Raw genomic sequence first — 25712 nt, 5'->3', positions numbered from 1 at the left:
GAGTAATGCCGGATCAGCAGCCGAAAGAGAGTTTCTGATAGGGCGTATGGAGTACGTGAACGTAGACTGGATACCGAGTGAGAAGGCAGGCACCACGCGAATAAAGCTTAAACGGCCTACCGGCCTCGCAGCCTTCACTAGATGCGGTTTGTTCAGGCACTGTTTTATAATGCAATATTTTTTTATCGAAAATATACCCCCTATGGGTATTTTGGCGGACAACAGGGTGAACTGGGGAAGGCGGTCCGGGCAGAACGGACTCCTTGTCCCACGGCAAAAGGAGAAGATGACTATGCAACACACAGCGGAAGACAGACAGCAGCAATCACAGGATCAAGCTACGCTTCAAATTACGGGCATGACCTGCGCCGCATGCGCCGCAAGGATTGAGAAGGGCCTCGGCAAGCTGCCCGGCGTTCAGAGGGCGGCGGTGAATTTCGCGTTGGAAACAGCTCGCGTGGAATACAATGGGGACCAGCTCTCCACGGAACAGCTGATTGCCAAGGTGGAGCAGCTTGGCTACCATGCGGTCTTTCAGGAGGAGCAGGCTGACCGGGAAAGCGGCAAGAAACAGGAAATCCGCCATAAACAGCTCCAGCTGCTTGTTTCGGCAGTGCTGTCTTTACCGCTGCTGTGGGCGATGGTCAGCCATTTTTCCTTTACCTCCTGGATTTATTTGCCGGCCTTTCTCATGAATCCCTGGGTGCAGCTGGGGCTTGCCACCCCGGTGCAGATCATGATCGGCTGGCAGTTCTATGTCGGGGCTTACAAGGCGCTGCGCAGCAGAAGCGCCAATATGGATGTGCTTGTAGCGCTTGGCACGTCTGCGGCGTATTTGTACAGTTTGTTCTTGACAGTCCAATGGGCCGGATCTGCAGAAACCCATCACGCTCCGGACCTGTATTATGAAACCAGTGCCATCCTGATTACCTTAATTCTGCTCGGCAAGCTGTTTGAAACGTTAGCCAAGGGGCGTACCTCGGAGGCCATTAAAAAGCTGATCGGACTGCAGGCCAAAACAGCGCTGGTGCTTCGCGGCGGGCAAGAGGTCCACGTGCCGGTGGAGGCCGTGCAGCCGGGAGATATTATTTTGGTGAAGCCCGGCGAGAAAATCCCGGTCGATGGAGAAGTGATGGAAGGGACCTCCGCCGTTGACGAATCCATGCTGACAGGGGAAAGTATACCTGCGGAGAAGCAGGCGGGCGATGCGGTCATCGGGGCAACAGTCAACAAAAACGGAAGCCTGACTATCCGGGCTGCACGTGTTGGCAAGGAAACCTCGCTTGCGCAAATGATTCGAATCGTAGAGGAGGCCCAAGGCTCCAAAGCGCCGATCCAGCGTATTGCCGATGTGATCTCCGGCGTTTTTGTACCCATAGTCGTCGGTCTGGCGGCGGCCGCTTTTCTTCTGTGGTATGTATGGCTTGCGCCCGGGGAGCTGGCTTCGGCGCTGGAAAAAGCGATTGCAGTTCTCGTTATCGCTTGCCCCTGCGCGCTTGGCTTGGCAACCCCGACCTCTATTATGGCCGGATCGGGCCGAGCGGCGGAGCTGGGTGTGCTGTTCAAGGGCGGGGAGCATCTGGAGGCTATGCAGCATGTGGATACGATCGTGCTTGATAAAACCGGGACCCTTACCAAAGGGAAGCCCGAGCTGACGGATATACGCTTGAGCAGTGCGGATGAAGCTGGCCTGCTGCAGCTTATCGGCTCGGCGGAGAAGCCGTCGGAGCATCCGCTTGCAGAAGCGATTGTAGCTGGAATTGCCAAAAAAGGGATCGAGCTTTCGGCACCGGAGCAGTTCGAGGCGATACCCGGCTACGGTATATATGCAGTAGTAAAGGGCAACGATGTGCATATCGGCACCCGCAGGCTGATGCACCGTGAAGCCATCTCTTTCGGAGAGGCGGAGGCCGATATTGCGCAGCTTGAATCGGAAGGGAAAACGGCGATGCTGGTTGCAGTCAACCGGCAGCTCGCGGGCCTGGTTGCGGTTGCGGATGCTGTGAAGGAAACCTCTCCGAACGCTGTGCGGCAGCTTCAGCAAATGGGCATGAACGTGATCATGATGACCGGGGATAACAAGCGGACAGCAGAGGCTATCGGCAGACAAGTCGGGATACGAACCGTGCTTGCCGAGGTGCTGCCGGAGGGCAAGGCGGCGGAGGTTCGGCGGCTGCAGGCGCTCGGCGGCAAGGTCGCTATGGTTGGGGACGGCATCAATGATGCGCCGGCGCTGGCCACGGCGGATGTGGGACTGGCCATGGGAACCGGGACGGATATTGCCATGGAAGCAGCCGATATCACTCTTATGCGAGGGGATTTGACGGCTATTGTAGACGCGGTACAGATGAGCCGCAGCACGATGGCCAACATCAAACAAAATATGTTCTGGGCTTTGGCTTACAATACGCTGGGCATACCGGTCGCCGCAGCGGGCCTATTGGCCCCGTGGGTTGCGGGCGCCGCGATGGCGCTCAGCTCTGTATCGGTCGTGCTCAATGCCCTTCGCCTGCAGCGGGTTAAACGGGGAGCATCATAAATCGCCCGGTTCAAAACGGGTATGCTACAGGCCCCAACGCATGTTGGAGTTTAAGTCCGCAGCGCCGGATTGTAAATGAAAGCATCCTGGCCATTTTAGGAGGAAATGATGAAAACAATGAAACAGCTTGCCGTTCTTGCAGCTCTAACCGCTGTGCTGGCCAGCGCATGTGCCCCCTTGGGGTCTAACGGAACCGGGTCCAAGGAGGCGGCGGCACCGGCAGAGCACGGGGCGCACAGTGATCCGGCGGGAGGCGGGCATGGCCGGCACTCCCAGGACGCCGGGCCCGGGGAGGCAGCCGCCAGCGGGGTCAAGGTGCAGTTCAAGCTGACCGCGGACAAGGTATTGCCGCAGCAGGATGCTGTGCTGACGATGCATGTTCAGGATCAGCAGGGAAATAGCATAGACCGATTCGACCTGCAGCACGAGAAGCTGATGCATCTTATCATCGTCAGCAAGGATTTGTCCTTCTTTAGCCACCTTCATCCGGAATATAAAAGCAAGGGTGAATTCACAATCACGACGCAATTTCCGGCTGCAGGGGAATACAAATTGATTAGCGATATTGTGCCGAGCGGGATGAGCGCGTTAAGCCGGTCCCAGTGGATTCAGGTTGAAGGGACAGCCCCGGCCAGGCAGCCGGTTGCTCCGGACACATCGCTCACAAAAACGGTGGACGGCAAGGAGATTACCTTATCGTTTGATCATTTGATGGCGGGGATGGATCTGGGTCTTGCCTTTCATATTCAGGACGCCCAAACGAAGCAGTCCGTAACGAACCTGGAGCCCTATCTTGGCGCTGTCGGTCATGTCGTCATTTTGAGCGAGGATGCCGGGAACTATCTGCATGTGCATCCGGTGGACGAGAAGGCGAAGGGACCGGATGCCAAGTTTATGACGGCCTTCCCGCATAGCGGTGTATACAAAATATGGGGTCAATTTCAGCATAACGGCAAGGTGCTCACTGTCCCGTTTGTGGTGAAGGTGCCATAGAGCGTAGACCGCAAGCGGCCCGTGATGGCAGAGGCGGGAAGCTTGGTAACCGGCTGGCTGAACAACAGGTCCCCAAGCGACCAAGCCTCCAGAACGTCGGGCGCTGTTGCTCCTCTGACGCCCGCTCATTTTTCCATTTTGTTAAAATGCTCCTGGAAGGAAGTACGTTATCGCTACCCTCTCCAAGGCTGCTCTGCTGCGCGCTTTTCCCTGATTCACAGGGTTCAGGAAGGAGAAACGTGATAGAGTGTGTAGAAAGCAAAGCCTCCGAGCCCGGCTATACCGGTTCGGAGGCTTTGCTTTGGACGGGGGCCCATTTCTTGATCCCGTCATCCTCAATAATGCCAAGCGTTACATCGGCAATGTCCGGATCGCCCAGCAGCCTGTCGCGAATTCTGAACTTGATATCGTCGGCGTCGGCCAGGGTGAGTCCTGCCTTCAGCTCGATAAGTCCGTCGACATGGTAGTAGCGGCCTTCCTGAAGCACGCGAAGCTGATAAATGTCGGTTACGTCCAGCGAAGTCAGAATCAGCTTGGCCACCCGGTCCTCTACCTCGGGAGGCGCCGCTACTCCGATTAGCCCGACCATGTTATCGTAGCCTACCCGGAACGCCACGCCGACCATCAACAGGCCGATCAGGATGGTCACGATGCCATCCATATACGCAAAATTGGTAAGCGCAGTGACGACAACAGCGACAAGCGCGAGCAAGGCGCCTGCTGTAGCTACCAAATCCTCATAAAATACCAGCCTGGTCGGAGGGGCGGCTCGTCCGACATGCTTGAAGGCTGCACCCAAAACGGCAAGCCCTTTGGCATCGACCCGGGCCTCATGTACAACCTCTTTCATAGCCTTAATCAATACATACCCGTCTACAGCCAGAGAGAGCAGCAAAATAATAAGGTTCAGCCAGAATCCCGAGGATGCCGCCGGATGCTGCAGCAGATGGATGCCCTCCAGGATCGTTTCGTAGGCCATAATGGTGACGACAATCACGGCCACCATACAAAAAATATGAATGACCCGGCCAAAGCCTGTGGGGAATTTGGACGTGGCCTTCTTCTCCGCGAGCACGCTGCCGGAAAAAACAAACGCCTGATTCACTGCATCTGCAACCGAGTGCATGGCCGAGGCGAACATGGCGCCGCTTCCGGTGCTGGAGGCGGCAATGGCTTTGACAATCGCTAAGCCGGTGTTGCCGATGGCCGCCGTAGCGGAGGACATATTTCCTTTCTTGATTAGGCTGAGCCAGCTTTCTCGTTCGGGCCCGTTGTGGGAGTGCTGCTGCATGCGGGTATGGTCCTCCTTCGAATGGACATTCCGGATGAATGTCGGTGAGCGGTCTGTTAGGTACATTATATCAAAAAGCGTGGCGGGTTTATCCATTCATTCCAAAAATAAAACCAGCCGCCCGCCGGTTCGGCAGCGTCAAGCGCGGAGTGAAGAAGGCCATAAAGCCGTCTCAGCAGCATCCAGCGCCAGGAGGACGGCATGGCAAAAAGGCAGTATCCCCGCGCTACTCCACGCGCGGGGACACTGCCTATAGATCGGTTTGGCAGGCTGTTAAATGAGCAGCAGGAATAGCAGGGCGATGGAGGCCAACCCCAGCGCCACCCGGCCGCCGCCAAACCCGTAGGGGCTGTACCCTGCGTAACCATTATACCCCCCGTATGGATAAGGCCCGAAGCTGGACAGCTTTGCTGTGGCAGGAGCCTGCGCCGCTCCGGCGGCCTTGGTATGCTTTTTGTTTTTGCTTTTTTTGGCTGGAGCGGCTGTAAGACTGCTTTTATGGCTTATACCGGCCGGAGCGGCTTCATTCAGGATGAGCTCGTTATTGTGAAGGCGGCTTAATGTGCCGAAATAACGGGTACCGTCATGCATTACGACACAGACCGGACGACCATAAAACGGTTTGCATTTCTCTTCACAAATAGGATGAATCACATGCATTGCAAGGGACACCTCCTCAGAATTTGTTTCATCTCAACATATGCACCGGATGAAGGCGTGGTCTGGATAAACGCCCAGCGATTTCATTTTTCTACCAATTGCTGTTTTGTGGTACATTATTAAAAAGGAAGAAGCTTGTTGGGGAATAAGGGGGATTATGATGTCCAATATGAATGCGGCGCTTCCGGTTCTGCACATCGTGGTACCGTGCTATAACGAGGAGGAGGTGCTGCCGGAAACGGTCCGGCGGCTGACGGCTGTCCTGAAAGGCCTGATGGAGGAACGGCTGGTTGCAAGGCAAAGCCTGCTTGTATTTGTGGATGATGGAAGCAAGGATCGGACATGGACGCTGATTGAACAGCTGCACGAGTCCAATCGGCTGGTAAGCGGTCTGAAGCTGGCCCGTAACAGCGGCCATCAGGCGGCCCTGCTGGCAGGGCTGATGTACAGCAAGGATATCGCGGACTGTGTCATCTCCATTGATGCGGATTTGCAGGATGATGTCACAGCGATTCGTGAATTCGTCTGCAAATACCACGAAGGCTATGAGATCGTGTATGGGGTTCGCAGCAGCAGGGCGACCGATACCTGGTTTAAACGGACAACGGCGCTTGGCTTCTATCGGTTAATGCGCTCCATGGGAGTCAATATGACCTACAATCACGCCGATTACCGGCTGATGAGCCGCCGGGCGCTGGAGCAGCTTGCCCGGTTTAAGGAGGTCAATTTGTTCCTGCGGGGGATGGTGCCGATGGTCGGATTCTCCTCGGCTGAGGTGCTGTATGATCGTCATGAACGGTTTGCAGGGGAATCGAAGTATCCGCTGCGCAAGATGCTGTCCTTCGCCATCAACGGCATAACCTCGCTGAGCGTAACGCCGATTCGCCTGGTGACGGCGGCGGGCTTCGTCTTGTTCGCAGTCAGCATTCTCGCAGGACTGTATGCCGTGGTGGACAAGCTGCGGGGCAATACGGTCACCGGCTGGGCCTCGCTCATGGTATCGATTTGGTTTATCGGCGGAGTACAGCTGCTGGCGCTGGGACTTATCGGCGAATACATCGGGAAAATTTACCGGGAGGTCAAGCAGCGTCCGTTATACGCGATTGCCCAGGCCGTGGGACTTGCCGGCCACCCATCTTCAGGAGCGCCGCAGGGAGATCTAATGAAGCCCGATCCGGCCAACGGAGCGGCAGGCGGTCCTGTAAGCTTCTTAAGCGAGGCGAAGGCGGGGGAGAACGGTGCCGGAGGGGAAACCGGGAGGCAGCGTACAGGCAGCCGCGGGCAGCGAACAGGACATGAAACGCAGCGGGACAGCAATGAAGGAGTGGGCATCCAGTGAAGACGCTTGTGATGCGGCTGGCCGGACAGCGGTTTGTCCGCTTCCTGCTGGTTGGTGTAATTAATACGTTGATTGGACTTGGCAGCACGCTGCTGCTGCTTAATTGGGCAGGCTTAAATTACTGGTGGGCTACCTTTCTCGGCAATGCCAGTGGCGCGGTCGTGAGCTATATTTTGAACCGGACGTTTACGTTTCGTTCCAAAGCCGGGCTTGCAAGCAGCTTCTGGCGGTTTGTCCTGGTCATCGTGGTTTGTTACTTCCTATCGTACGGGATATCTTTATGGATTAGCCGGATGCTGGTGAGTATGCTCGGGGCGCTCGGGAGCCAGTCAGCGACTGAGCTGTGGGAAAAAAACGGCGCAGCCCTGCTGGGGGCGGTCATTTACACGCTCAGCAATTATGCGGGGCATAAATATTTTACCTTTCGAGTATCTTCGAAAACAAAATAGCCGGGCCGATGCGCCGCACGCAGTCTTTCAGCGTGCGGCGCTTTGCTTTTTAGAAGATAGGGGCGATTGACTCAGCTCGCACGCGTGCGGCCCCGGCGCGCCAGGCGGGGGCTGCATGTCGGTGGTCAATCACCTTCTGCAGGGGATGGCACATGAAAAATACGGAAATTAGATGAATGGAAGCAAGGGTTAAACGTAACAATAAAGAATGGAAATCCATGAATATCCAATGATGGATAAATAAAAGTTCTTCAAAAGAAGAGAAAGGACAGAGTGAAGCACATGAGGCGCCGATGGCTTAGCCAAGTGTTCTCATGGGAGGGGCTGACTATAGCGGCTGCGGCTGCTGTACTCATCATTCAATTGTTTATTCCGCCGCTGATCGGGCTGGCGGATAATGGGGATTTCGAACGTGTGATGCGGACGTCCGGGCTGGACTATGATCCGAACGCCTTGACGCACCGGGATCGTTTTTTTGGCTATATGAGCCGCTGGTTTGCTCTGGTGCCGTTTGGCCATGGGGCTTATGTGTCCACTCAGCTGCCAATTATTTGGCTCGCCCGGGGGATGGCGGTGCTGTTTGGCTCACAAGCCTTGCTGGATGTTCGCTATGTAGCTGGCATTTACACCGCGCTCCTGCTGGCAGCCTGCTTCCTGCTGCTGCGCAGCGCAGGGCAAGCATTAAGCCGGGCTGCGGCGGTGCTGCTGGGCATTTTGCTCGTGCTTGTGTTCACGGATGTGGGTTATGCAGCTTATTTTAATTCGCTCTACGGGGAACCTGCTTCGCTTATGTTTCTGCTCCTGACGCTCGCGTTAGCGCTGCGCTTCGCGCACCGGGAGGGGCGGACGCCAGGCGGACTGCTGTTCGTGGCGGCGGCTGGATTACTGCTTGTCGGTGCCAAGGTGCAGAATGCTCCGATTGGACTGGTCCTTGCGCTGCTGCTGCTGCGACTGGGCAGGCTGCAAGCGTCGAGAAGCAGTACGGCTGCCGGTGGTTTGAGCACGGATGTGGACAGAGCGCTGCCGGTCAGGCGCATGAAGGGCATTCGGCATGGCTGCGGATCGCGGCTGGCGGCTGCTTGCGCCGGAGTGCTGGCGCTGATGTCGGCGGGCATCTTTCTGCTCGATGCCAAGGAAATCCGGGTTATCAATTTATATCAGTCGGTTTTTACCGGTATTTTGAAGGATTCTCCACTCCCTGAGCGGGATTTGGAGCAGTTGGGGCTGGATGCGAGATACACGGTGCTGGCAGGAACGGATTATTTCCAATCCGGCACCGCAATTCCGCAAAGGGATCCGGATTTAACACACGCGCTGCTGTCGAACATCAGCGTGTTCAAGGTGGCCTCCTTTTACGCCACCCATCCGCAGCATCTTCTGGACAAGCTCAACAAATCCGCCCAGGCCGGAAAAGTGAGCCGCCCCGGGTATCTGGGCAACTATGAGCGGGGAGCGGGGAAGGAGTACGGCGCAATCACCCCGTCCTTTGACTGGTGGAGCGGGGCGAAGCAGCGCTGGCTGCCGGGCTCCTTCGCGGTTCAAGCCAGCTTCTTCGGATTGTGGCTGGCAGGGTGGGGATTGGAGCGTCTGCGTGCAAAAGGCAAGGCTGCAGCGGCACAGCTGGACGTGCTGCTCGTGATACCGGCCGTGGCTGTGCTGCAGTTTGTGGTGCCGTTTCTCGGAAGCGGAGAGGCGGATTTGAGCAAGCATTTGTTTTTGTTTACGGTATGTCTGGACTTGATGCTAATAACAGCGGCAGTGTGGGGGGTTCATCGGTTGGTCCGGAGAGTGCGCCCGGCGGTACCTTCCGGCTGGCTGCCGTAATGCAGCAGATGGATGAACCGTATGTGCCCGGCGATAGAGGAGCCGGAGACATACGGTTTATTGCTGTATAAAAAACAAATTAACAATGATAATCGTTATCAATTATTATCATATACTGACAAGAAAAATACCGGAATGATTGATTTGCCGCAGGCGCAAAATCAACCTTTTACCTCTTGCGCAGAGGACAGGGTTTGCAGGCGGCAAGCAATCAGGCGGCCCAGAAAGGTGATGGTCAAGCTGCAGCAGGTTCATTCATTCGCAAGCCGGCCGGACAAACAGAGCGGCTTCTCTTGTGAAGCGTGGTATGAGCCGGATACAAGTCCGGTGATACAAGTGTTGGACCCCGAGGGACAGCCTGCTTCGGCAGCCCGGGTGACGCTGTACTGCCGGGAGCAGGCGAAGCCCGGGGAAGCGGCCGTTTCGCCTTCGTACCGGCTGATAGGGTCCGAAGAGACGGACCGGTCAGGCAGGGTGCATGTAAGCGGTGGATTACCGTTGAATTTGGCGGATATCATGGTCGTAGTCCAGGGGGTATTTCATCCGCTCTTCACCGCCGAAAGCTGCCCGTTTGTGTACCGGAGCCCATTCCAAGGCAGCGGCCTGCTGACGCTGCATGGCGCAGGCGCTGTGCCCGTGAAGCTGGGCTGCACGGATAATCGGGGAGAGCTTCTTGCAGCTGCAACCTATTACGCCACCGTTACGGATGATCAGGGGGCGGCTATCGCGCCGGGCTTGGTTCTTAGCGAGATGGGGCAAAGCGGGATTACAGCTTATTTGGAGCCTGGCGCTTATCATTTGTTTGCTTACAGCCGGGCTGAGTCCGGTACATATTTTCAGGCAAAATGGTCGGTGCCCATCAACGGAGCCTGCGCTCAGACATTCGACGGGCGTACGGCGGGTAAGGTGACACTGGCTGCGGATACGGCAGCTGACGGGATTTTGAACGGGCGGATGTATTTATACAATCAAGGAACCGAGCAGACGTTGGGCCGGAGCGGTGAAGTTCTGGTCGGCCGGGAGCTCTATGTCTCCGCCGGGGAATACAGCTGCTGGATGGACGTTGAGGTGAAGGACCCTGAAGGCGGGGAGAACTGGATTTATATCTTCGAGAACACTGCGGACCGTATAACGGTTCAGGCGGATGCCAGCTGCGAAGTAAAGGCCGGCAAGAAGCTTTCGCTGGACTACTATAAGCCGGATCATGCGCTTTTGGAAACGTATGTCAAAAAGCTCGGTATCCGCTACGTCCCGGAGGAAGATCCGACGTGTGTGAACAAGGCGTACGGGGTGTTTTATACGAAGCAGCGCTTTGTGGACGCTTACGGGAATGCCCTTGTCGGCATGTACCGCGGCTCTATAGCACCCGGGGCTGCAAAGCCGAGCAAGCGAGGCTATTACTTCGGCAATTTGCATGCTAATTTTATGGTGACGCGCCTGAGTGACGGGCGTGTTGTATATAACAGCAGGGACAAGGGAGATTTGCCGGGGCTGCGCCAATTTTTCCGTCTGGCCTTCTGGTCGGTGGCCCGTCCGGTGGTGAGGCCGGATAAATACCGGCTGGATTTGACGCTGGATCACAATCCGCTGGCCGGCGGGCCGATTGAGGCGTCCATCCTAAATACGGTATATGCCGCGCCGAGCCCGGACCTGGTACGGGAACAGGCCGCCGGCCGCTGCGCGCTGACATCGGAGACTGTCGGATCGCTGAATGCCGCAATGACGGGCAGCTGAGCAGGCAGTCCGCCGAAAGAAAGCCAGTCAGAAGGAGTTCTCGGCCAAATGGATAATCCACCCTGACGGACCGGCCGGCGGGTTAAGGTGTTTGGGGGCCTGCACCCGTATTGTCCCTGTAACGTGTCCAAAGCGGATGATCCGGTGCTTCATCCAGCAACCATTGTCCATGCGGCGATGGCGTTCGTTCTTTGACAATGGCATCAGCCAGCCGGCGCAGTGCAGCCTAAGCCTGCGCGGGCTCGGCTAGTCCGAGAGCTTCCTATAAAAGATTCTTATCCGTTTCATATAAAAACTTGAATAGCGACCGAAGTTCATCTATGCTAAACTAAATGAAAATTTTCGATAAACCCACTCTATACAGAAAGAAAGAGGAAGAACATGACCATGGAAGGAAATCAAAACGAAATTCAAGCCGCCGGCGCCGTCATTTTGCTGTTCGGTGCAACAGGCGATTTGGCTCGGCGCAAGCTGTTTCCGGCGTTTTACGCCTTATATCGTGAAGGGAAGCTGGCAGAGAACTTTGCTATTGTCGGATTAGCGCGCCGGCAGCGGACCAATGAGGAGTTCCGTCAGGATGTGCTGGATTCGATTAAGGAATTCGCACGCTACAAAGTGGACAATGACGATAACTGGGAGCGTTTTGCAGACCATTTCGAATATATGCCGCTGGATACGAACAACGTCGAGGGCTTCCGCCAGCTGAACGAGCTGACCGGCCAGCTTGACCGCAAGTTCGGAATTGAAGGCAACCGTCTCATTTATTTGGCCTTGGCGCCGGAGCTGTTCGGTACGGTGGCCCATAATCTGAAGGCAGGGGGCATTCTGGAGTCGGCGGGCTGGAACCGTCTTGTCATCGAGAAGCCGTTCGGCTATGACCTGCCGTCTGCGGAGAAGCTGAACGAAGAGCTTAGCGGAGTATTCCGCGAAGAAGAGATTTACCGGATTGACCACTATCTCGGAAAAGAAATGGTTCAAAATATTGAAGTGCTTCGCTTTGCGAATGCTTTCTTCGAGCCGCTCTGGAATAACAAGCATATCGCTAACATTCAGATTACGCTGAGTGAAACGGTCGGTGTGGAAGAGCGGGGCGGATACTACGACCATTCCGGCGCCCTGCGCGACATGGGCCAAAACCATATGCTGCAAATGGTGACGATGATGGCGATGGAGCCGCCAAGCCGGATGCATCCGGAGGATATCCGCGATGAGAAGGTGAAGGTGCTTCGTTCTTTGCGCCTGTATGAAGACACGGCGGATGTGCAGGGCAATGTGGTACGCGGCCAGTATGCCGAAGGCCAGTCGAAGGGCAAGGAGCTCCCGGCTTACCGCAATGAGGACAAGGTAAACCCGGAATCCGTCACAGAGACGTACTTCGCTGCCAGAATCATGGTGGATAACTTCCGCTGGGCCGGCGTTCCGTTCTATGTGCGGACAGGGAAGCGCCTGCCGGTGAAAACGACGGAAGTCGTGGTCGAGTTCAAGAACATGCCGGAGAACGTCTATTTCGCTCAAAAAACCGACCTGAAGCCGAATCTGCTCGTCTTCCGTGTCAACCCGCTCGAAGGCATTTACCTGAAAATGAACGCCAAGCGCCCGGGCTCGGAGTGGTCCATCGTGCCGATTGCTATGGACTTCTGCCAAAGCTGCCAAATCGGCATCAATACGCCGGAAGCGTACGAGCGCCTCATTTATGATGCGGCTCGCGGCGATTCGACCTACTTCACCCGCTGGGATGAAGTGAAGCTTGCCTGGACGTTTATCGACCGGATCGCCAGCGGCTGGGCACAGGATCAAAGCGATTTGAAATTTTACCCTGCGGGCTCGTGGGGACCGGAGGCAGCCGATAAGCTGCTGCATCAGGACGGCTTCCACTGGTGGCCGGTCAACGGGCAGGACGAGAGCGAAGTTGTCTGGGTCCCGGCAACCAGCTAAGCTTTAGTAGCCCCTGTGAACAAGCAAGCCCAAGGCGGGGAGGGGCATTGGACCCTTGCTTCGGACGGATGCTTATGGGAACCCCTCGTTTCTATGAAGAATCCGGCTCTGAAGCGACGGAAGGAGGCTTGCTTCACCCGCATGTTCAAGAGATGAGCCGATACATGAAACAGACAAAATCCCAATTCACTTTTTCTGAAAGTGGTTGGGATTTTGTCATGTCATCGTATTCGTCGCGGGTAGTTGCAAGTGGAGCCTATGAGAAGGAGAAGCGTTCAGGCTTGCTAAATCAACGGCGGACTGTCCTGGCCTTGACTGTCTCCGTCCTTGGTGCCTGGAAAGAATCGTTTCCAGGCGGAGACGGATCGCTGCTGCAGCCGCCGGGCCGCAGTTCTGGATTGATCCCAGGCCGCTGCTACGGAACCGGGCACAGGCACATACACCAGGAAGCGAAGCAAAATTAAAAGAGCCGAGATGCCGGCGCACAGGTAATAAAAGTTGGACACGACAATGATTTTGTTCAAAAACTGGGTGGAGTACCAGAGAGCGACGAACGTATACAGCACATAAATCGTCGCTGTTTTGTTCAGCGGAACGTCCTCGTTACTGCGAACATGCTTCATGAAGTATATGACGGTGAACACTGCAGGAATAATTTTGATCAGCCCGTTCATTACGGTAATGCCCAGCTTCAGCTTCAAGAACAGGGCATTGACATCGAAATCAAGGCTCAGCGTGCCGGATACGAGCTGATGAATCGGGCGGCCGGTTTTGAGAACGGTCCTGATTTCGTCCGTGAACTGTACGGCCGGGAACGCCAGCATCAGAATAAGCAGCAGCGCGTTCATGCCGAGAATGAACAGGTTATATTTTTTCAGGCGGATTTCTTTTTGAAGAATGCGGTACTGGTCCTGTTCAATCATACGCCTCTCCGGCATCAGGATCGCGGTTGCCAAAATGATAAGCGCTGCCGCCGGGATTAAATAAAAGGAGAAGCTCATGGAATAGGACAGCAGGCTCTGGCCCAGCAGCAGGACGGCAAAGGGCACAAGCCAGTACAGCAGCATGACGATGCCGCTCAGGATGGCCAGCACCTTCACCCGCTGACGGCGCAGCACGAGCAGGATAAGCAGGACAGCCAGTATAAGCGGAATGAACAAGGTAATGCCTTCAACGAAGCCGAGCAGAAACTGAGCGGCCAATCGGCTGAACAGCGCTGTAAAGTCATACACGACCATCCACGGCTTGGTGTATACGACAAGGTACAAGACGAGCGCCGATAACAGGACAATATGATACGTTGAGGTTTTCCAATAAAATAGGAGCAGGCCGGGCTTGCCGGTGGCTTGAGGCTGTTCGTCTTTCAAGGGGAATCCTCCCGTAGTGATAATATAGTATAACGATAAATCGCGCCCTCGGAGCCGGACCTGTCCGGCTGAATGCCAGTGTAACCTAATGCCGCTTCTTGCCGTCCAAGCTGGAAAGGACAGGAAGGGGACAAGGCAGCGCACAGGACGTCATAAAGGACGTTAATGAAGGGGGAAGATGATGCCCCTGCTATATACGGGTTATCCGGGCTCTGCGTTTCAAGCAAATTCCAGAACAACAAGGCGATGAGGATGAACCACGGAATTTACTTCATGGGCTTCATGGGTTTGATGAGCGTAAGGCAGGGCGGCGGCGGACTACGGAGGAGACTGGCATGAGGCGGAAGACTCGAAGCAGCGGACTTGGCAAAAACGGGGGATGAATCCTGTATCCGGTATCGATCGATTGCTTGCGGTGCATGGTTCCTGTGTCTGGTGAGTTCGTTCTATGACGCAGCAAAAAGCCGAAGGCAGGCCCTATTCTCGCTGCCGATTCGGCTTCCCGTCCGGACGGGTGTCCGTTTAACGTTTAATCAAATCTTCACGCAGCGGGGTAAACGCGTCCAGCAGAGCGGACGCTTCCAGCGCCTTCACGCCATGGCGGGCACCGCTTGGAATCACGATGGACTCGCCAGCCTTGAGCAGCGTCACCTCTCCGTCAATTCGGAACTCGAAGCTTCCTTTCAGGCAGTAGGACAGCTGTTCGTGAGGGTGGCTGTGCTCATAGCCCTCCGCTCCCGGCTCAAAATGGACCTCCATCATCATGAGGGATGTGCCGGGCTGCAGGATTTTACGTGTGACTCCTGGTTCAGCCGGTTCCCATTTCCCGATGTTTCCCATCCGGATCACCTCCGCTAGGATCATACCATGTCCGATGTGCAACTTCCACCTAAAGAAGGTATAATAAATGTACAAAAATTTAATGACGAAAGCGATGTGAAAGTGGTGTCCCGCAGAGCATTTGTGAAATGGGTATTATTCCTGTGTACGATGATTGTCGGCATGCTGGGCGTATTGTTCCGGCTAATTATGCAGGCGGCGGAGGAGAAGCCGGGGAGCAGCGCGGTCGACCCCAAACCGTCCGAACCGGTGGCCACGAATCCGAATCCGGCAGAGCCTGTCAATACGGCACCGCTTGTATCGATGTTTATCATAAGCGATTCTCATGTGAATCCCGACCTGCCGGATTATAATGAACGGCTCAGGATGGCCTTTGAAGATATGTCTCAATTCGAGAATGTGCAGGCTGTCATTTTGACCGGCGACGTGACGGATTACGGGCGCGATCGCGACTACAAGCTGTTCCGCACGATGACGGATGCATATAAGCTTCCGCCATTTTATGCGAATATGGGCAATCATGATTATTATGACATTTGGCTGGATAAGGCTGGACAGTTCAGCACGGCGACGATGCCGAATGGAAAAACCGACAAGATGTCCCGGGATCGATTTACAAGCTTCTTCGGGCTGCAGAAGCCGTATCATGAGGTGTGGATTGGGTCCGTTCATGTCATTTTGCTGTCTCAGGAAACATATCAGCAGGAAAACCCCGAGGTGGGCGAAGGGGCCTGGTATTCCGATGAGCAGCTGGCCTTCCTCAGCAAGGCGCTGGAGTCGCATAAGGATGGCAGCCCGGTCCTGGTCATGATTCATCAGCCGCTGCCGGAGCAGGGCAAGGACGGCGGGACACATCGCGTTATCCCGGCGATCAAGTTCCGCGAGATATTGAAGCCTTATCCGAACGTGTTTGTTTTCTCCGGGCATCAGCACCGGGAGCTGTCCCCGCAAAGCTATACGAAAGAAACGTTCCATCACTTCAATAATGCTTCGGTCACGCGCGTGCGCAGCACACGGGGCAGTCTGTCACAGGGGTTGTTTGTTCAGGTTTATGAGAACCAGATCAGCATCCGGGGGCGGGATTTCAGCAAGAAGCAGTGGATGGATGATGTCGCGGACTGGACTGTTCCGTTTCAAAAGGTATAGCCATGCTGCGCGCAGCTCCCGGCGCGCGGTGCTTCGCCGCATGACGGCGGTCGGTCGAGCATATGCGTGATGAACGGCTTTTCAGAAACGGCGGAGAGGGAGATGAACTTGGATCGACGCAATTTTTTGAAGCGGCTGTTCGCGATAGCGGCGTTTCTGGCAGTCGGCGGTCTTGGCTGGTTCAAGCTGGGCCGCCCGGCCTGGAGCCCTGTGCCTGTCCAGCCTGATTCGGGGCCGGCGGGGGGCGTCGAAGCTGAGCAGCCGAGGACAGCAGATGGCACAGGACCGCTGCTGTCGTTATTTTTGCTCAGCGATGTGCACATTAATCCTGATCTGGGAGGGCCTTCCGAGCATTTGAAGCAGTCGCTTGACGATGTGACGAAAAGCTTCGGCTCCGCAGTGAACGGCATCATATTCACCGGCGATTTGGCCGATTACGGGCGGGAAACGGATTATAACGAGCTGCGCAGTGTTCTGAAACGCTACAAGCTGCCGCCGATTCATGCCAACATGGGCAACCACGATTATTACGACATCTGGATGGACCAAAGCGGCGGATTTAACCGCGATACGATGCCGAACGGCAAGACGGACAGCATGTGCCGCGAACGGTTCCAGCGTTTTATGGGCTATATGAAGCCTTATAACGAGGCGGTTATCAACGGGTATCCCGTGCTGCTGTTGTCTCAGGAGTGCTATGTTCAGGAAAAGCCGTCCGTCGGCGAGGGCGCCTGGTATTCCGATGAGCAGCTGGCCTGGTTTAAGCAGAAAATGGCGGAGTACGGCGGGAAGAAGCCCGTCTTCGTTATGATTCATCAGCCTCTTCCGCCCAAGGGGCAGGACGGCGGCAACCACACGCTCATTCGGGCGAAGGCGTTCCGCGAAATTTTGAAGCCGTACCCCGATGTGTTCGTGTTCTCGGGACATAACCACCGCGATTTTATTTATACCGAGGATCATTATGTGAAGGAAACCTTCCACTGGTTCCACAATTCTTCGGTCAGCCGCGTGCTCAACCGCAAATACCAGCTGGAGCGGCCGGATTCCTCGCAAGGCCTGTATGTGGAGGTCTATGCCGATCGCGTGCATCTGCGGGGGAGGGAATTCAGCACCAGGGAATGGATTGCCGGAGCCGAGTGGACGGTGCCTCTAACATCTGCTACATTATAAGAAAACAGGAACGCGGCGGAGTCTGCTTGAAGAAGCGCGAGAGGCTCCTGCTGTGATGAAGGGAACAGGAACAGAAAACATGAGCAAGCCAGTGAACGACAATTTGACGCAAGAAGTGCAGAAGCGGCGCACCTTTGCGATTATTTCTCACCCGGATGCGGGGAAAACGACCTTAACCGAGAAGCTGCTGCTGTTTGGGGGCGCGATTCGTCTGGCGGGTACGGTCAAAGGGCGCAAAGCGGCCAAATTCGCCACCTCCGACTGGATGGAAATCGAAAAGCAGCGGGGGATTTCAGTTACGTCCAGTGTGATGCAGTTTGATTACAACGGGCACAAAATTAACATTCTCGATACCCCGGGCCACCAGGACTTCAGTGAGGATACGTACCGTACCTTGACGGCAGCCGACAGCGCCGTGATGCTTATCGACTCCGCCAAAGGGGTCGAGGCCCAAACGAAGAAGCTGTTCCAGGTGTGCCGGCTGCGGGGCATTCCGATTTTTACGTTTATTAATAAAATGGACCGTGAAGGCCGCGATCCGTTCGACCTGCTGGAGGAGCTGGAGCAGGTGCTCGGCATCCGTTCCTATCCGATGAACTGGCCGATTGGCTCGGGCAAGCAGCTGAGCGGAGTATATGACCGGATGAAGACCCGCGTAGAGCTGTTTAACGGCGATGATCACAAAGAGATTACGGTTCGTCCGGTGAGCGGCTACGAGGACCCGGTCATCCGGGAAATCGCAGGTGAATTCCTGGCGGATCAGCTGAAGCAGGAAATGGAGCTGGTCGATGTGGCCGGCGATCCGTATGACTATGAGAAAATCCGGACCGGGGAACTGACACCGGTATTTTTTGGAAGCGCCATTAACAACTTCGGTGTCCAGACGTTCCTGGACAATTTCCTGCAGCTGGCTCCCGCGCCGACGCCGCGAAACAGCTCGGAGGGGCCAATCGAGCCGACGAAGGAGACCTTCACCGGCTATGTGTTTAAAATCCAGGCCAATATGAATCCGGCGCACCGCGACCGGCTCGCCTTCCTCCGCATTGTGTCGGGCAAGTTCGAACGCGGCATGTCGGTCCGCCATGTACGCGCAGGCAAAGACATTAAGCTGGCGCAGCCGCAGCAGTTTCTGGCTCAGGACCGGGATATTGTCGATGAGGCATACCCGGGAGACATTATCGGGCTGTTCGATCCGGGCATTTTTCGAATCGGGGATTCCCTCAGCGCCAAGGGCAGCGTCGAATTCGACGAGCTGCCGACCTTCTCGCCGGAGCTGTTCTCCAAGGTTACGATTAAGAACGCGCTGAAGCAGAAGCAATTTCTGAAGGGGATTGACCAGTTGACGGAGGAAGGCACCATTCAGGTGTTTAAAACAATCAGCTTCGAAGATATGATTCTCGGCGTCGTCGGCCAGCTCCAGTTTGAGGTGATGGAGTACCGGATGAAAAACGAATACGGTGTCGACATCCAGCTTCAGCGTATGCCGTACCAGTTCGCCCGGTGGGTCGTCGACGAGAATCTCGATCCGTCCAAGTACCGGGTCAACTCTACCTTGGTCAAGGACAAAAAGGACAATTATGTGGCCTTGTTCGAGAGCGAGTACGCGATGCGTTCGGCGATGGACAAAAATCCGACTGCGAAGTTTTTGGAGAATGCGCCGTAAAGCCAGCAGGTGTAACCGGGCCTGAAGCAGCGCTGCAGGCAGGCTTGGGATTATTATGCGCTGGTCGGCGATAGAGCGTCAAGGTCGCCATACCGCCCGTCGTGGCGCTGCGTGGTGCGAAACGATACAGCTGGCCCATTCGTCTACTAGAACGAATGGGCTTTTTCATATAGTCCGGGATGAATAAGGCTTCGTTTGCGCGCTATCCTGTTGAACGGCTTGTAAACAGGGCTTGTTAGCCTGCGGCTGCCGTTTATCCGGCTGCTCGTTAAAGGAGAAGGGGGGCTCAGAGGTTGCAGCATAAGCTATACCGTCATACCATGATCATTTTGCTGCTGACGTCATTATTCCAAATTTATATGTCCGTCTATTCGTTATGCTTTACAGCGCCTTTGCCCGTCATGAAAAAGGTGTCGGAGACGGGGATGCTGGCGCTGAATGTGGCGATTTTTACCGTTACCCTTCTGGAATGGAGCTACTCGGAGAGCCGGTGGTTTCATCGCGCTTACCGGTTTACCACGTATTTGGCCATCGTGGGCTTCGGCTTGCTAGCCGGTATTTTTATCAAGCAGGGGATTTTTACTGTGGACAGTATTAGTCTGCTGTTGTCGATTACGACGGTGCTAATCCTGCTGCAGAAGTATTACTTGCTGTACAAAAACTGATTCACCGTGACGGGGAAGCTTAAGTTATTATGCCTGATGTCAATGCAACTGCGATACTGCGCCATTCGACACATTCTTGAAAAAAATAATTTCAAATGCAGGGATAAAGTCCTGGGTGTCGAAAAATTTACAGACATGACAACTAGATGAGGTGCTACCGGGATGTTGACATCGGTGTGGATTGCAGTGGCAAACCTTGTACCGGCATTGCTTTTTAGTTATTTTGCTGCGGAATTGTATACCCGCAATCCCCGGGGCCTGGAGTACCGGATAGCGGCTGTGTCTATGATAGTGCTCAGCTTTAGTTTTGCCAGCAGATATATGCGGTTTTTATCCGATATAGGGCCCGAATTTCTGCAGTATTGGTCCGCTCCGATATTGCTGCTTTCTTTGGGCCAAATCAATCATGTATTCCGGCTTGTTGTTCATTGGAACCGGGGGCAGGAGGATCGGATGCTGCTCCTCGCCTGTTACTGGCCGCTGCTCGTTTGGCCATTTGTGGTCATGTTTATGCAGACATGGCTGCTGAACGGATTGTATTTCATATTGGCCGTATACTGCCTATTTTCTTGCTGTGTCTCGTACCGGTTGTGGCGTAAGCGGGCATGGAACAAGGGAATTCGTTTTTTTATCACCTTGTTTCTGATTGTCAGCGCCGTGCGGCTTACGGCTGTGGCCGTGGAGCTGCTGGCAGGTCACCAGCTTGGACTCGATATGCCAATCAGTGTTATTTTGTACGGGCAATTGCTGCTGGCTGTCGTTATTCGGTATGTGCTTATGAGTCATGATTTCTCTCCGCCGCATGTCCGCCGCTATGAAATTGTTTCTTCGACAACCGACCAGTGCATCTGGGAGTGGGATGCGGATACGGGCATAGTACATTGGAACGATGCGATCCATTCCCTTTTGAAGGCTCCGGGCGGCTACAGCAGGATGCCGCCCGCGCTGTTCTTCGAGATGGTGCATCCGGAAGACCGGGAAGCGCTTAAGGAATGGACGCGGGCTATCCTTAAGGAAACGGGGCCCCGGGGCATTCCGTTTCGCATTCAAAATTTTGAAGGCGAATACATTTGGGTCATGTCCTCCGGAAAAGCGGTATACAAGCCGGATGGACGCCCGATGTATGTGCTGGGCTGGCTGATCAACATTCATGATCAGAAGCAGGCGGAGCAGAAAATCGACCGTTTGGCGTATTATGACAGCTTGACGGACCTGCCGAATCGTTTGCAGCTTCAGGAGCGGTTGAACAGCCTGCTCATGGAGGCTGGCAAGCTCAATACCCGCCCTGCCGTTCTGCTCATTGATCTGGACCGGTTCAAGCTGATTAACGATACGCTTGGGCATGAAGCGGGGGATCGGGCACTGAAGATGATGGCCGGCTTAATGAAGCATGTCGTTGGCGGTGAAGGTGTGCTGGGACGTGCGGGCGGAGACGAGTTTGTGGTGCTGCTTCAGGATGTGGCGGATGACTACGACCGGATCATAGAGCTGGCCAATGCGATCCTGGCTGTATTCGGGATTCAGATCGAGGTAGAGGGACATGAATTTTTCATGTCGGCCAGTATTGGAATCAGCATATACCCTAAGGATGGTCTTACAGCAGGACAGCTGCTCAAAAGTGCGGAAATCGCGATGTACCGCGCCAAAAACCGGGGCGGGCACCAATACGAGATGTACCGCTGCGGGATGGACGAATTGCTTCAGCAGCGTGTTCAATTGGAGAAGCATTTGAGGGGGGCGATGGGCTGTGAGGAGTTCATCGTTCATTATCAGCCTCAGGTGGACATTATGACAAACCGGATTGTCGGCATGGAGGCGCTGATTCGCTGGAGCTCTCCCGACATGGGGCTGATATCGCCGGTCCAGTTTATTCCGGTGGCCGAAGAAATCGGATTGATTGTTCCGATCGGCAACTGGATTTTGCGGGAGGCCTGCCGTGCGACGAGGCGCTGGAATGATGGCCGGACAAGTCCGCTGACCATCTCCGTAAACGTGTCGGCCCGTCAGTTTATGCAGCCGGATTTTCATGATACGGTGAAGCGAATTCTGGAGGAAACGCAGCTCCCGCCGGAGCAGCTTTGCCTGGAGATTACGGAAAGCACCGCCGTAAACAATATCGGCTTTACCCGGTTTATGCTGCAGCAGCTCATCAGCCTGGGGGTAAAAACGTCTGTGGATGATTTCGGCACAGGCTACTCCTCCTTAAGCCAGCTGAAGATGCTTCCGCTGCATACGATTAAGGTGGACCGATCGTTTATTCACCCTATGACGGAGGAGGAAGAGAACGCCTCTATTGTCCGGGCCATTATTGCGATGTCCCATAGCTTGAACAAGAGGGTTGTGGCGGAGGGAGTGGAGACGCCGGAGCAGCTGCGTCTGCTTCAGCAGCAGGGCTGCGATATGTACCAGGGATTTCTGTGCAGCAGGCCGCTGCCCGAGTCTGACATGGAGGAGCTGCTTGCAGCGGAGGCTGCGGAGCTTCGCCGTGCACTTTAAGGCAGGAAGGCTGCGCTGCACAGTCCCCAGCGGCTGTTCGCGGGAAGTCCTGTGGATTGCCCGCACGGTTCCGGGACGAGCCTATACGCCTGCTTTATTGTTGACGCCGGTCCGGCTGCAAGCCCTATCCAGAGCCAAGCTCTGCGGTTAATCCGGCATGGGCCATCCTCTTGCTTGTCTCCTATCGGGAAAAGCCGCCGGATTGTCCGTCGGCTTTTTTGGCATTTTATATTAAGTCCTGGAATCCGTTCTGGTTTATGCTTCAAACTCCTTTGTTTCTCATGCAGGATAGGAGGCAGGACATAGGGGATTGCAGGATATCGGTCCGCAAGTTATAACGTGCCCGGTTTCAGCGTTGACATTTTAATGGGAGCATGAGAAAATGTACGCGTGTACATTTACGAATTGGAACGGTTTTGTTTTCACATGCGGGTTGCGAGGCAGGACTGCACAGATGACGCCCGTTATCGTTTGAATGAAGCAAGGAGTGTGAGCTGTATCGCATCACGAAAAGAAGTTGCAGATTTGGCCGGTGTGTCCGAGGCGACGGTATCCCGGGTGTTAAACGGCGTTGGTCCGATCAAGGAGGAAACGCGGCAGAAGGTGCAGGAAGCAGCCCGGTCACTCGGGTACGTGCCGAGCGCACTGGCACAGAGCTTTGCCCGCAAACGCAGCGGCAATCTCGGGGTCGTGCTGCCGTATGTGCCGAAGGTGCATATGTTTTCGACGTATTTTTTCTCGGAGGTGCTGAGCGGGATCGGCAGCAAGGCCCGGGAGATGGGCTATGACCTGCTGATGCTGTTCCGTGCGCCTGATGAGGTGATGGATTATGAGCGGCTGTTCCATATGCAGAAGGTGGATGCTTGTGTCATTCTCGGCTCCCGGGATATTCCCGGAGAGCGGGAGGCGCTCCGGCAGCTGGCGGTAAGCCGCCGCCCGTTCTGCCTTATTAACCAGCATTATGAGGGAGAGGCGTTCAACGAAATCGACGCGGCGCATGTGGAGGGCAGCTATGAGGCTGTTCGCCATCTGCTGGATCAGGGGCACAGGCGTATCGCCTTTTTGAATGGACCGCAGGAATATTCGAACAGCGGCGAACGCCTGGAAGGATACCGCCGGGCACTGGCTTCGGAAGGGATTGTCATGGAGGAACGCCTCTTGCTGACAGGGAACTTCAGCCGGACGAGCGGCCGGGCCGCCGCTGTAGCGTTACTGCCGATGCTGGATACGGTGGATGCTGTGTTTGCGGCCAATGACCGGATGGCGATCGGGCTTTTGCAGGGTTTGCGGGAGCAGGGAGTTACACCGGCACGGCTCCCGGCTATTGTCGGCTACGACGATTCCGATGCGGCCCGGGTTACCGAGCCGGCGCTGTCGAGCGTGCAGGTTCCATTTTATGATATGGGTGAGCTTGCGGCCTCGAAGGTGCTGGAGCGTACGGAGGAGGAAGGGGCTGCCGAGCCGTTCCGGCTGCTGCTGCCGACACGGCTGGTTCTTCGCGCATCCTCTGTGCCGGGCGGGGCGGCGGAATAGGAAGCAGTCAGACAACCATTTTTAACACGCGGCAAACCGCGAAAAAGAGGAGGCAATCCGCATGAAGGACGTTCGGATCGGCATGGTCGGCTACAAGTTTATGGGCAAAGCGCACAGTAATGCATACCGCAGTGTACCGATGTTTTTTCCGGATCGGGCAAAGCCGGTGATGGCGGCCATTTGCGGCCGGGATGAGAGCGGTGTCAAGCAAGCGGCGGAGCAATTCGGCTGGGACGGCTACACGACGGACTGGCGCGAGCTGATTGCGCGTGACGATATTGATTTCATTGACATTAACGCACCGAGCGACGCCCACAAGGAAATTGCGCTGGCGGCGGCCAAGGCCGGAAAGCATATTTTTTGTGAAAAGCCGCTGGCGCTGACGCTGGCCGATGCCCGCGAGATGCTCGCCGCTGCGGAAGCGGCCGGGGTCACGCATATGGTCGGCTTCAACTACCGATTCGCGCCTGCCGTGCAGCTGGCGAAGAAGCTGGTTGAATCCGGGCGGCTGGGGCGTATTTTTCACTTTCGGGCTTGGTTCCTGCAGGATTGGATTATTGATCCGTCGTTCCCGCTCGTATGGCGGCTGCAGAAGGAAGTGGCGGGCTCCGGCTCCCATGGCGACTTAGGCGCGCATCTGATTGATTTGGCCCACTATTTGGTAGGGGACATGACAGAGGTTATCGGGATGGCGGATACGTTCATTAAGGAGCGGCCGCTCCCAAGCTCCATGACAGGGCTCTCGGCAACAGGCACAAGCGGCAAGGATGCGCAGACAGGCCCTGTTACAGTTGATGATGCAACCTTGTTCATGGCCCGTTTCGCCAGCGGCGCGCTCGGCAGCTTCGAGGCGACCCGCTTTGCAGCCGGACACCGCTGCACGAATTCGTTTGAAATCAACGGCAGTCTGGGCAGCGTCAAGTTTGATTTTGAGCGGATGAATGAGCTGGAGGTTTATTTCACCGGCGATGAGGCGGATGTCCAGGGCTTCCGCCGTGTGCTGGCGACGGACCCGGCACATGCGTATGCCGAGGCGTGGTGGCCGGCCGGACATACAATCGGCTATGAGCACACATTTATTCACGAGACGGTGGAGCTGCTCGATGCTCTTCAGGAGGGACGCCAGCCGGTGCCGAATTTCCATGACGGGGTCAAATGCCAAGCTGTTCTGGAGGCGGTGGACCGTTCAATTGAGGAGCGCCGCTGGGTGACAATCGCGGAGATGTGATCGGGAACGTGATCGAGAGCACCGGGCAAGCACCAAGCAGTACAAGCAGTACAAGCGAGACGGCAATAGTTCTATTATCCAATCGAACGTGACAGGAGCGTGCAGCATGAAACGGGCACTTATTGTTTGGGGAGGCTGGGCTGGCCATGAGCCGGAGCAGGTGGCGGCGATTTTTGCGGATGTGCTGCGAAACGAGCAGTTTGAGGTGGAAGTGGCGAATACGCTGGATGTTTTCGGGGATGCGGAGAAGCTGCTGGGACTGGACCTGATCGTCCCGGTGTGGACCATGGGTGAAATTACGAAGGAGCAGGCGGCCAATGTCTCGGCGGCGGTACAGGCCGGGACCGGTATTGCCGGATGCCACGGCGGCATGTGCGATGCGTTCCGCACCAATGTGGATTGGCAGTTTATGACGGGCGGACAGTGGGTCGCTCATCCGGGCAATGACGGCGTGGAATATACAGTCAACATCAAGCACAGCTCCAGTCCGCTGGTCGAGGGCTTGCAGGATTTTCAGGTTACAAGCGAGCAGTATTATTTGCATGTAGATCCGGCTGTGGAAGTGCTGGCAACGACGCGGTTTCCGGTCGCCTCCGGTCCGCATGCGCTGAACAAGGCTGTCGATATGCCGGTGGTATGGACGAAGCGCTGGGGTGTGGGCCGGGTTTATTACTGCGCTCTCGGCCACCATGCGGATATTGTCGACATGCCTGAGGTGAAGGAGCTGCTGCGGCGCGGCTTGGTATGGGCGGCGGAAGGCAAGGCGCTCGCTGCTGGCGGACAAGCGGGGAACGCAAACTATACCGGGATGGGAGACAGCAACTAATGGGAACAGGAAGC

18 protein-coding genes and 1 pseudogene are annotated in these 25712 nt (G+C 55.7%); 15 read left to right on the top strand and 4 right to left on the bottom strand.

Features of this window, described 5'->3' with window-relative positions; genetic code table 11:
• Positions 1 to 292 precede the first annotated feature (292 nt).
• The gene (locus tag WBG83_RS05285; protein ID WP_336743319.1) at positions 293 to 2539 is read left to right on the top strand and encodes a heavy metal translocating P-type ATPase; all 2247 of its coding nucleotides are present in this window, start codon (positions 293 to 295) and stop codon (positions 2537 to 2539) included.
• 108 nt (positions 2540 to 2647) lie between these two features.
• Positions 2648 to 3532, top strand: a complete 885-nt coding sequence (locus WBG83_RS05280) for a hypothetical protein (RefSeq protein ID WP_336743317.1) — start codon at positions 2648 to 2650, stop codon at positions 3530 to 3532.
• A 277-nt stretch (positions 3533 to 3809) separates the two neighbouring features.
• Here WBG83_RS05280 and WBG83_RS05275 read toward each other — a convergent pair whose 3' ends face one another.
• Complete coding sequence (locus WBG83_RS05275; protein ID WP_336743316.1) at positions 3810 to 4823, bottom strand: cation diffusion facilitator family transporter; 1014 nt, start codon at positions 4821 to 4823, stop codon at positions 3810 to 3812.
• 273 nt (positions 4824 to 5096) lie between these two features.
• Positions 5097 to 5483 (bottom strand): hypothetical protein, encoded by a 387-nt coding sequence (locus WBG83_RS05270; protein ID WP_336743314.1) that lies wholly within the window; start codon positions 5481 to 5483, stop codon positions 5097 to 5099.
• 169 nt (positions 5484 to 5652) lie between these two features.
• On the opposite strand from WBG83_RS05270, the pseudogene WBG83_RS05265 reads away from it, so the two are divergent.
• From WBG83_RS05265 to zwf, 5 genes and pseudogenes are all read left to right on the top strand, one after another.
• Positions 5653 to 6588 (top strand): annotated as a pseudogene (locus WBG83_RS05265) (glycosyltransferase family 2 protein); the annotation flags it as partial.
• Between the two features lie 230 nt (positions 6589 to 6818).
• A complete protein-coding gene (locus WBG83_RS05260) occupies positions 6819 to 7271 on the top strand; it encodes a GtrA family protein (RefSeq protein WP_336743312.1) in 453 nt (150 codons plus the stop codon).
• 282 nt (positions 7272 to 7553) lie between these two features.
• Positions 7554 to 9095 carry a glycan biosynthesis hexose transferase WsfD gene (gene wsfD, locus WBG83_RS05255; RefSeq protein ID WP_442955795.1) on the top strand — a complete coding sequence of 514 codons (1542 nt, stop codon included), beginning with the start codon at positions 7554 to 7556 and terminating at the stop codon, positions 9093 to 9095.
• Between the two features lie 228 nt (positions 9096 to 9323).
• A complete protein-coding gene (locus tag WBG83_RS05250; RefSeq protein WP_336743308.1) occupies positions 9324 to 10829 on the top strand; it encodes a hypothetical protein in 1506 nt (501 codons plus the stop codon).
• A gap of 381 nt (positions 10830 to 11210) precedes the next feature.
• On the top strand, positions 11211 to 12764 hold the full coding sequence (zwf, locus tag WBG83_RS05245) for a glucose-6-phosphate dehydrogenase (RefSeq protein ID WP_336743307.1): 1554 nt from the start codon (positions 11211 to 11213) through the stop codon (positions 12762 to 12764).
• Positions 12765 to 13048: 284 nt separating this feature from the next.
• On the opposite strand, the gene WBG83_RS05240 is transcribed toward zwf, so the two are convergent.
• The gene (locus WBG83_RS05240; RefSeq protein ID WP_336743306.1) at positions 13049 to 14131 is read right to left on the bottom strand and encodes a hypothetical protein; all 1083 of its coding nucleotides are present in this window, start codon (positions 14129 to 14131) and stop codon (positions 13049 to 13051) included.
• A 522-nt stretch (positions 14132 to 14653) separates the two neighbouring features.
• Positions 14654 to 14971, bottom strand: a complete 318-nt coding sequence (locus tag WBG83_RS05235) for a cupin domain-containing protein (RefSeq protein ID WP_336743305.1) — start codon at positions 14969 to 14971, stop codon at positions 14654 to 14656.
• Positions 14972 to 15094: 123 nt separating this feature from the next.
• Between WBG83_RS05235 and WBG83_RS05230 the strand changes: the two genes are divergently transcribed.
• The 8 genes from WBG83_RS05230 to WBG83_RS05195 all read left to right on the top strand — a co-directional run bounded on the left by WBG83_RS05230 (position 15095) and on the right by WBG83_RS05195 (position 25698).
• Positions 15095 to 16117: a metallophosphoesterase family protein gene (locus WBG83_RS05230; protein WP_336743303.1), complete on the top strand. Its 1023-nt coding sequence runs from the start codon at positions 15095 to 15097 to the stop codon at positions 16115 to 16117.
• Positions 16118 to 16219: 102 nt separating this feature from the next.
• Positions 16220 to 17287 carry a metallophosphoesterase family protein gene (locus WBG83_RS05225; RefSeq protein ID WP_442955792.1) on the top strand — a complete coding sequence of 356 codons (1068 nt, stop codon included), beginning with the start codon at positions 16220 to 16222 and terminating at the stop codon, positions 17285 to 17287.
• Between the two features lie 79 nt (positions 17288 to 17366).
• Entirely contained in the window at positions 17367 to 18950 is a 1584-nt protein-coding gene (locus WBG83_RS05220) for a peptide chain release factor 3 (protein ID WP_336743299.1), read from the top strand.
• A gap of 293 nt (positions 18951 to 19243) precedes the next feature.
• Positions 19244 to 19615: a hypothetical protein gene (locus tag WBG83_RS05215; RefSeq protein WP_336743297.1), complete on the top strand. Its 372-nt coding sequence runs from the start codon at positions 19244 to 19246 to the stop codon at positions 19613 to 19615.
• 162 nt (positions 19616 to 19777) lie between these two features.
• A complete protein-coding gene (locus WBG83_RS05210) occupies positions 19778 to 22111 on the top strand; it encodes a putative bifunctional diguanylate cyclase/phosphodiesterase (RefSeq protein ID WP_336743295.1) in 2334 nt (777 codons plus the stop codon).
• 489 nt (positions 22112 to 22600) lie between these two features.
• Positions 22601 to 23644, top strand: coding sequence for a LacI family DNA-binding transcriptional regulator (locus tag WBG83_RS05205; RefSeq protein ID WP_336743412.1), 1044 nt, complete (start codon positions 22601 to 22603; stop codon positions 23642 to 23644).
• A 61-nt stretch (positions 23645 to 23705) separates the two neighbouring features.
• Entirely contained in the window at positions 23706 to 24872 is a 1167-nt protein-coding gene (locus tag WBG83_RS05200; protein WP_336743293.1) for a Gfo/Idh/MocA family protein, read from the top strand.
• A gap of 106 nt (positions 24873 to 24978) precedes the next feature.
• The gene (locus WBG83_RS05195) at positions 24979 to 25698 is read left to right on the top strand and encodes a ThuA domain-containing protein (protein ID WP_336743292.1); all 720 of its coding nucleotides are present in this window, start codon (positions 24979 to 24981) and stop codon (positions 25696 to 25698) included.
• Positions 25699 to 25712 lie beyond the last annotated feature (14 nt).

This window comes from Paenibacillus sp. y28, from assembly GCF_037137075.1.
Lineage (GTDB): Bacteria > Bacillota > Bacilli > Paenibacillales > NBRC-103111 > JBBBNV01.
Note: the sequence above shows the minus strand (reverse complement) of the source record. Positions and strands in the feature narration are given on the sequence as shown.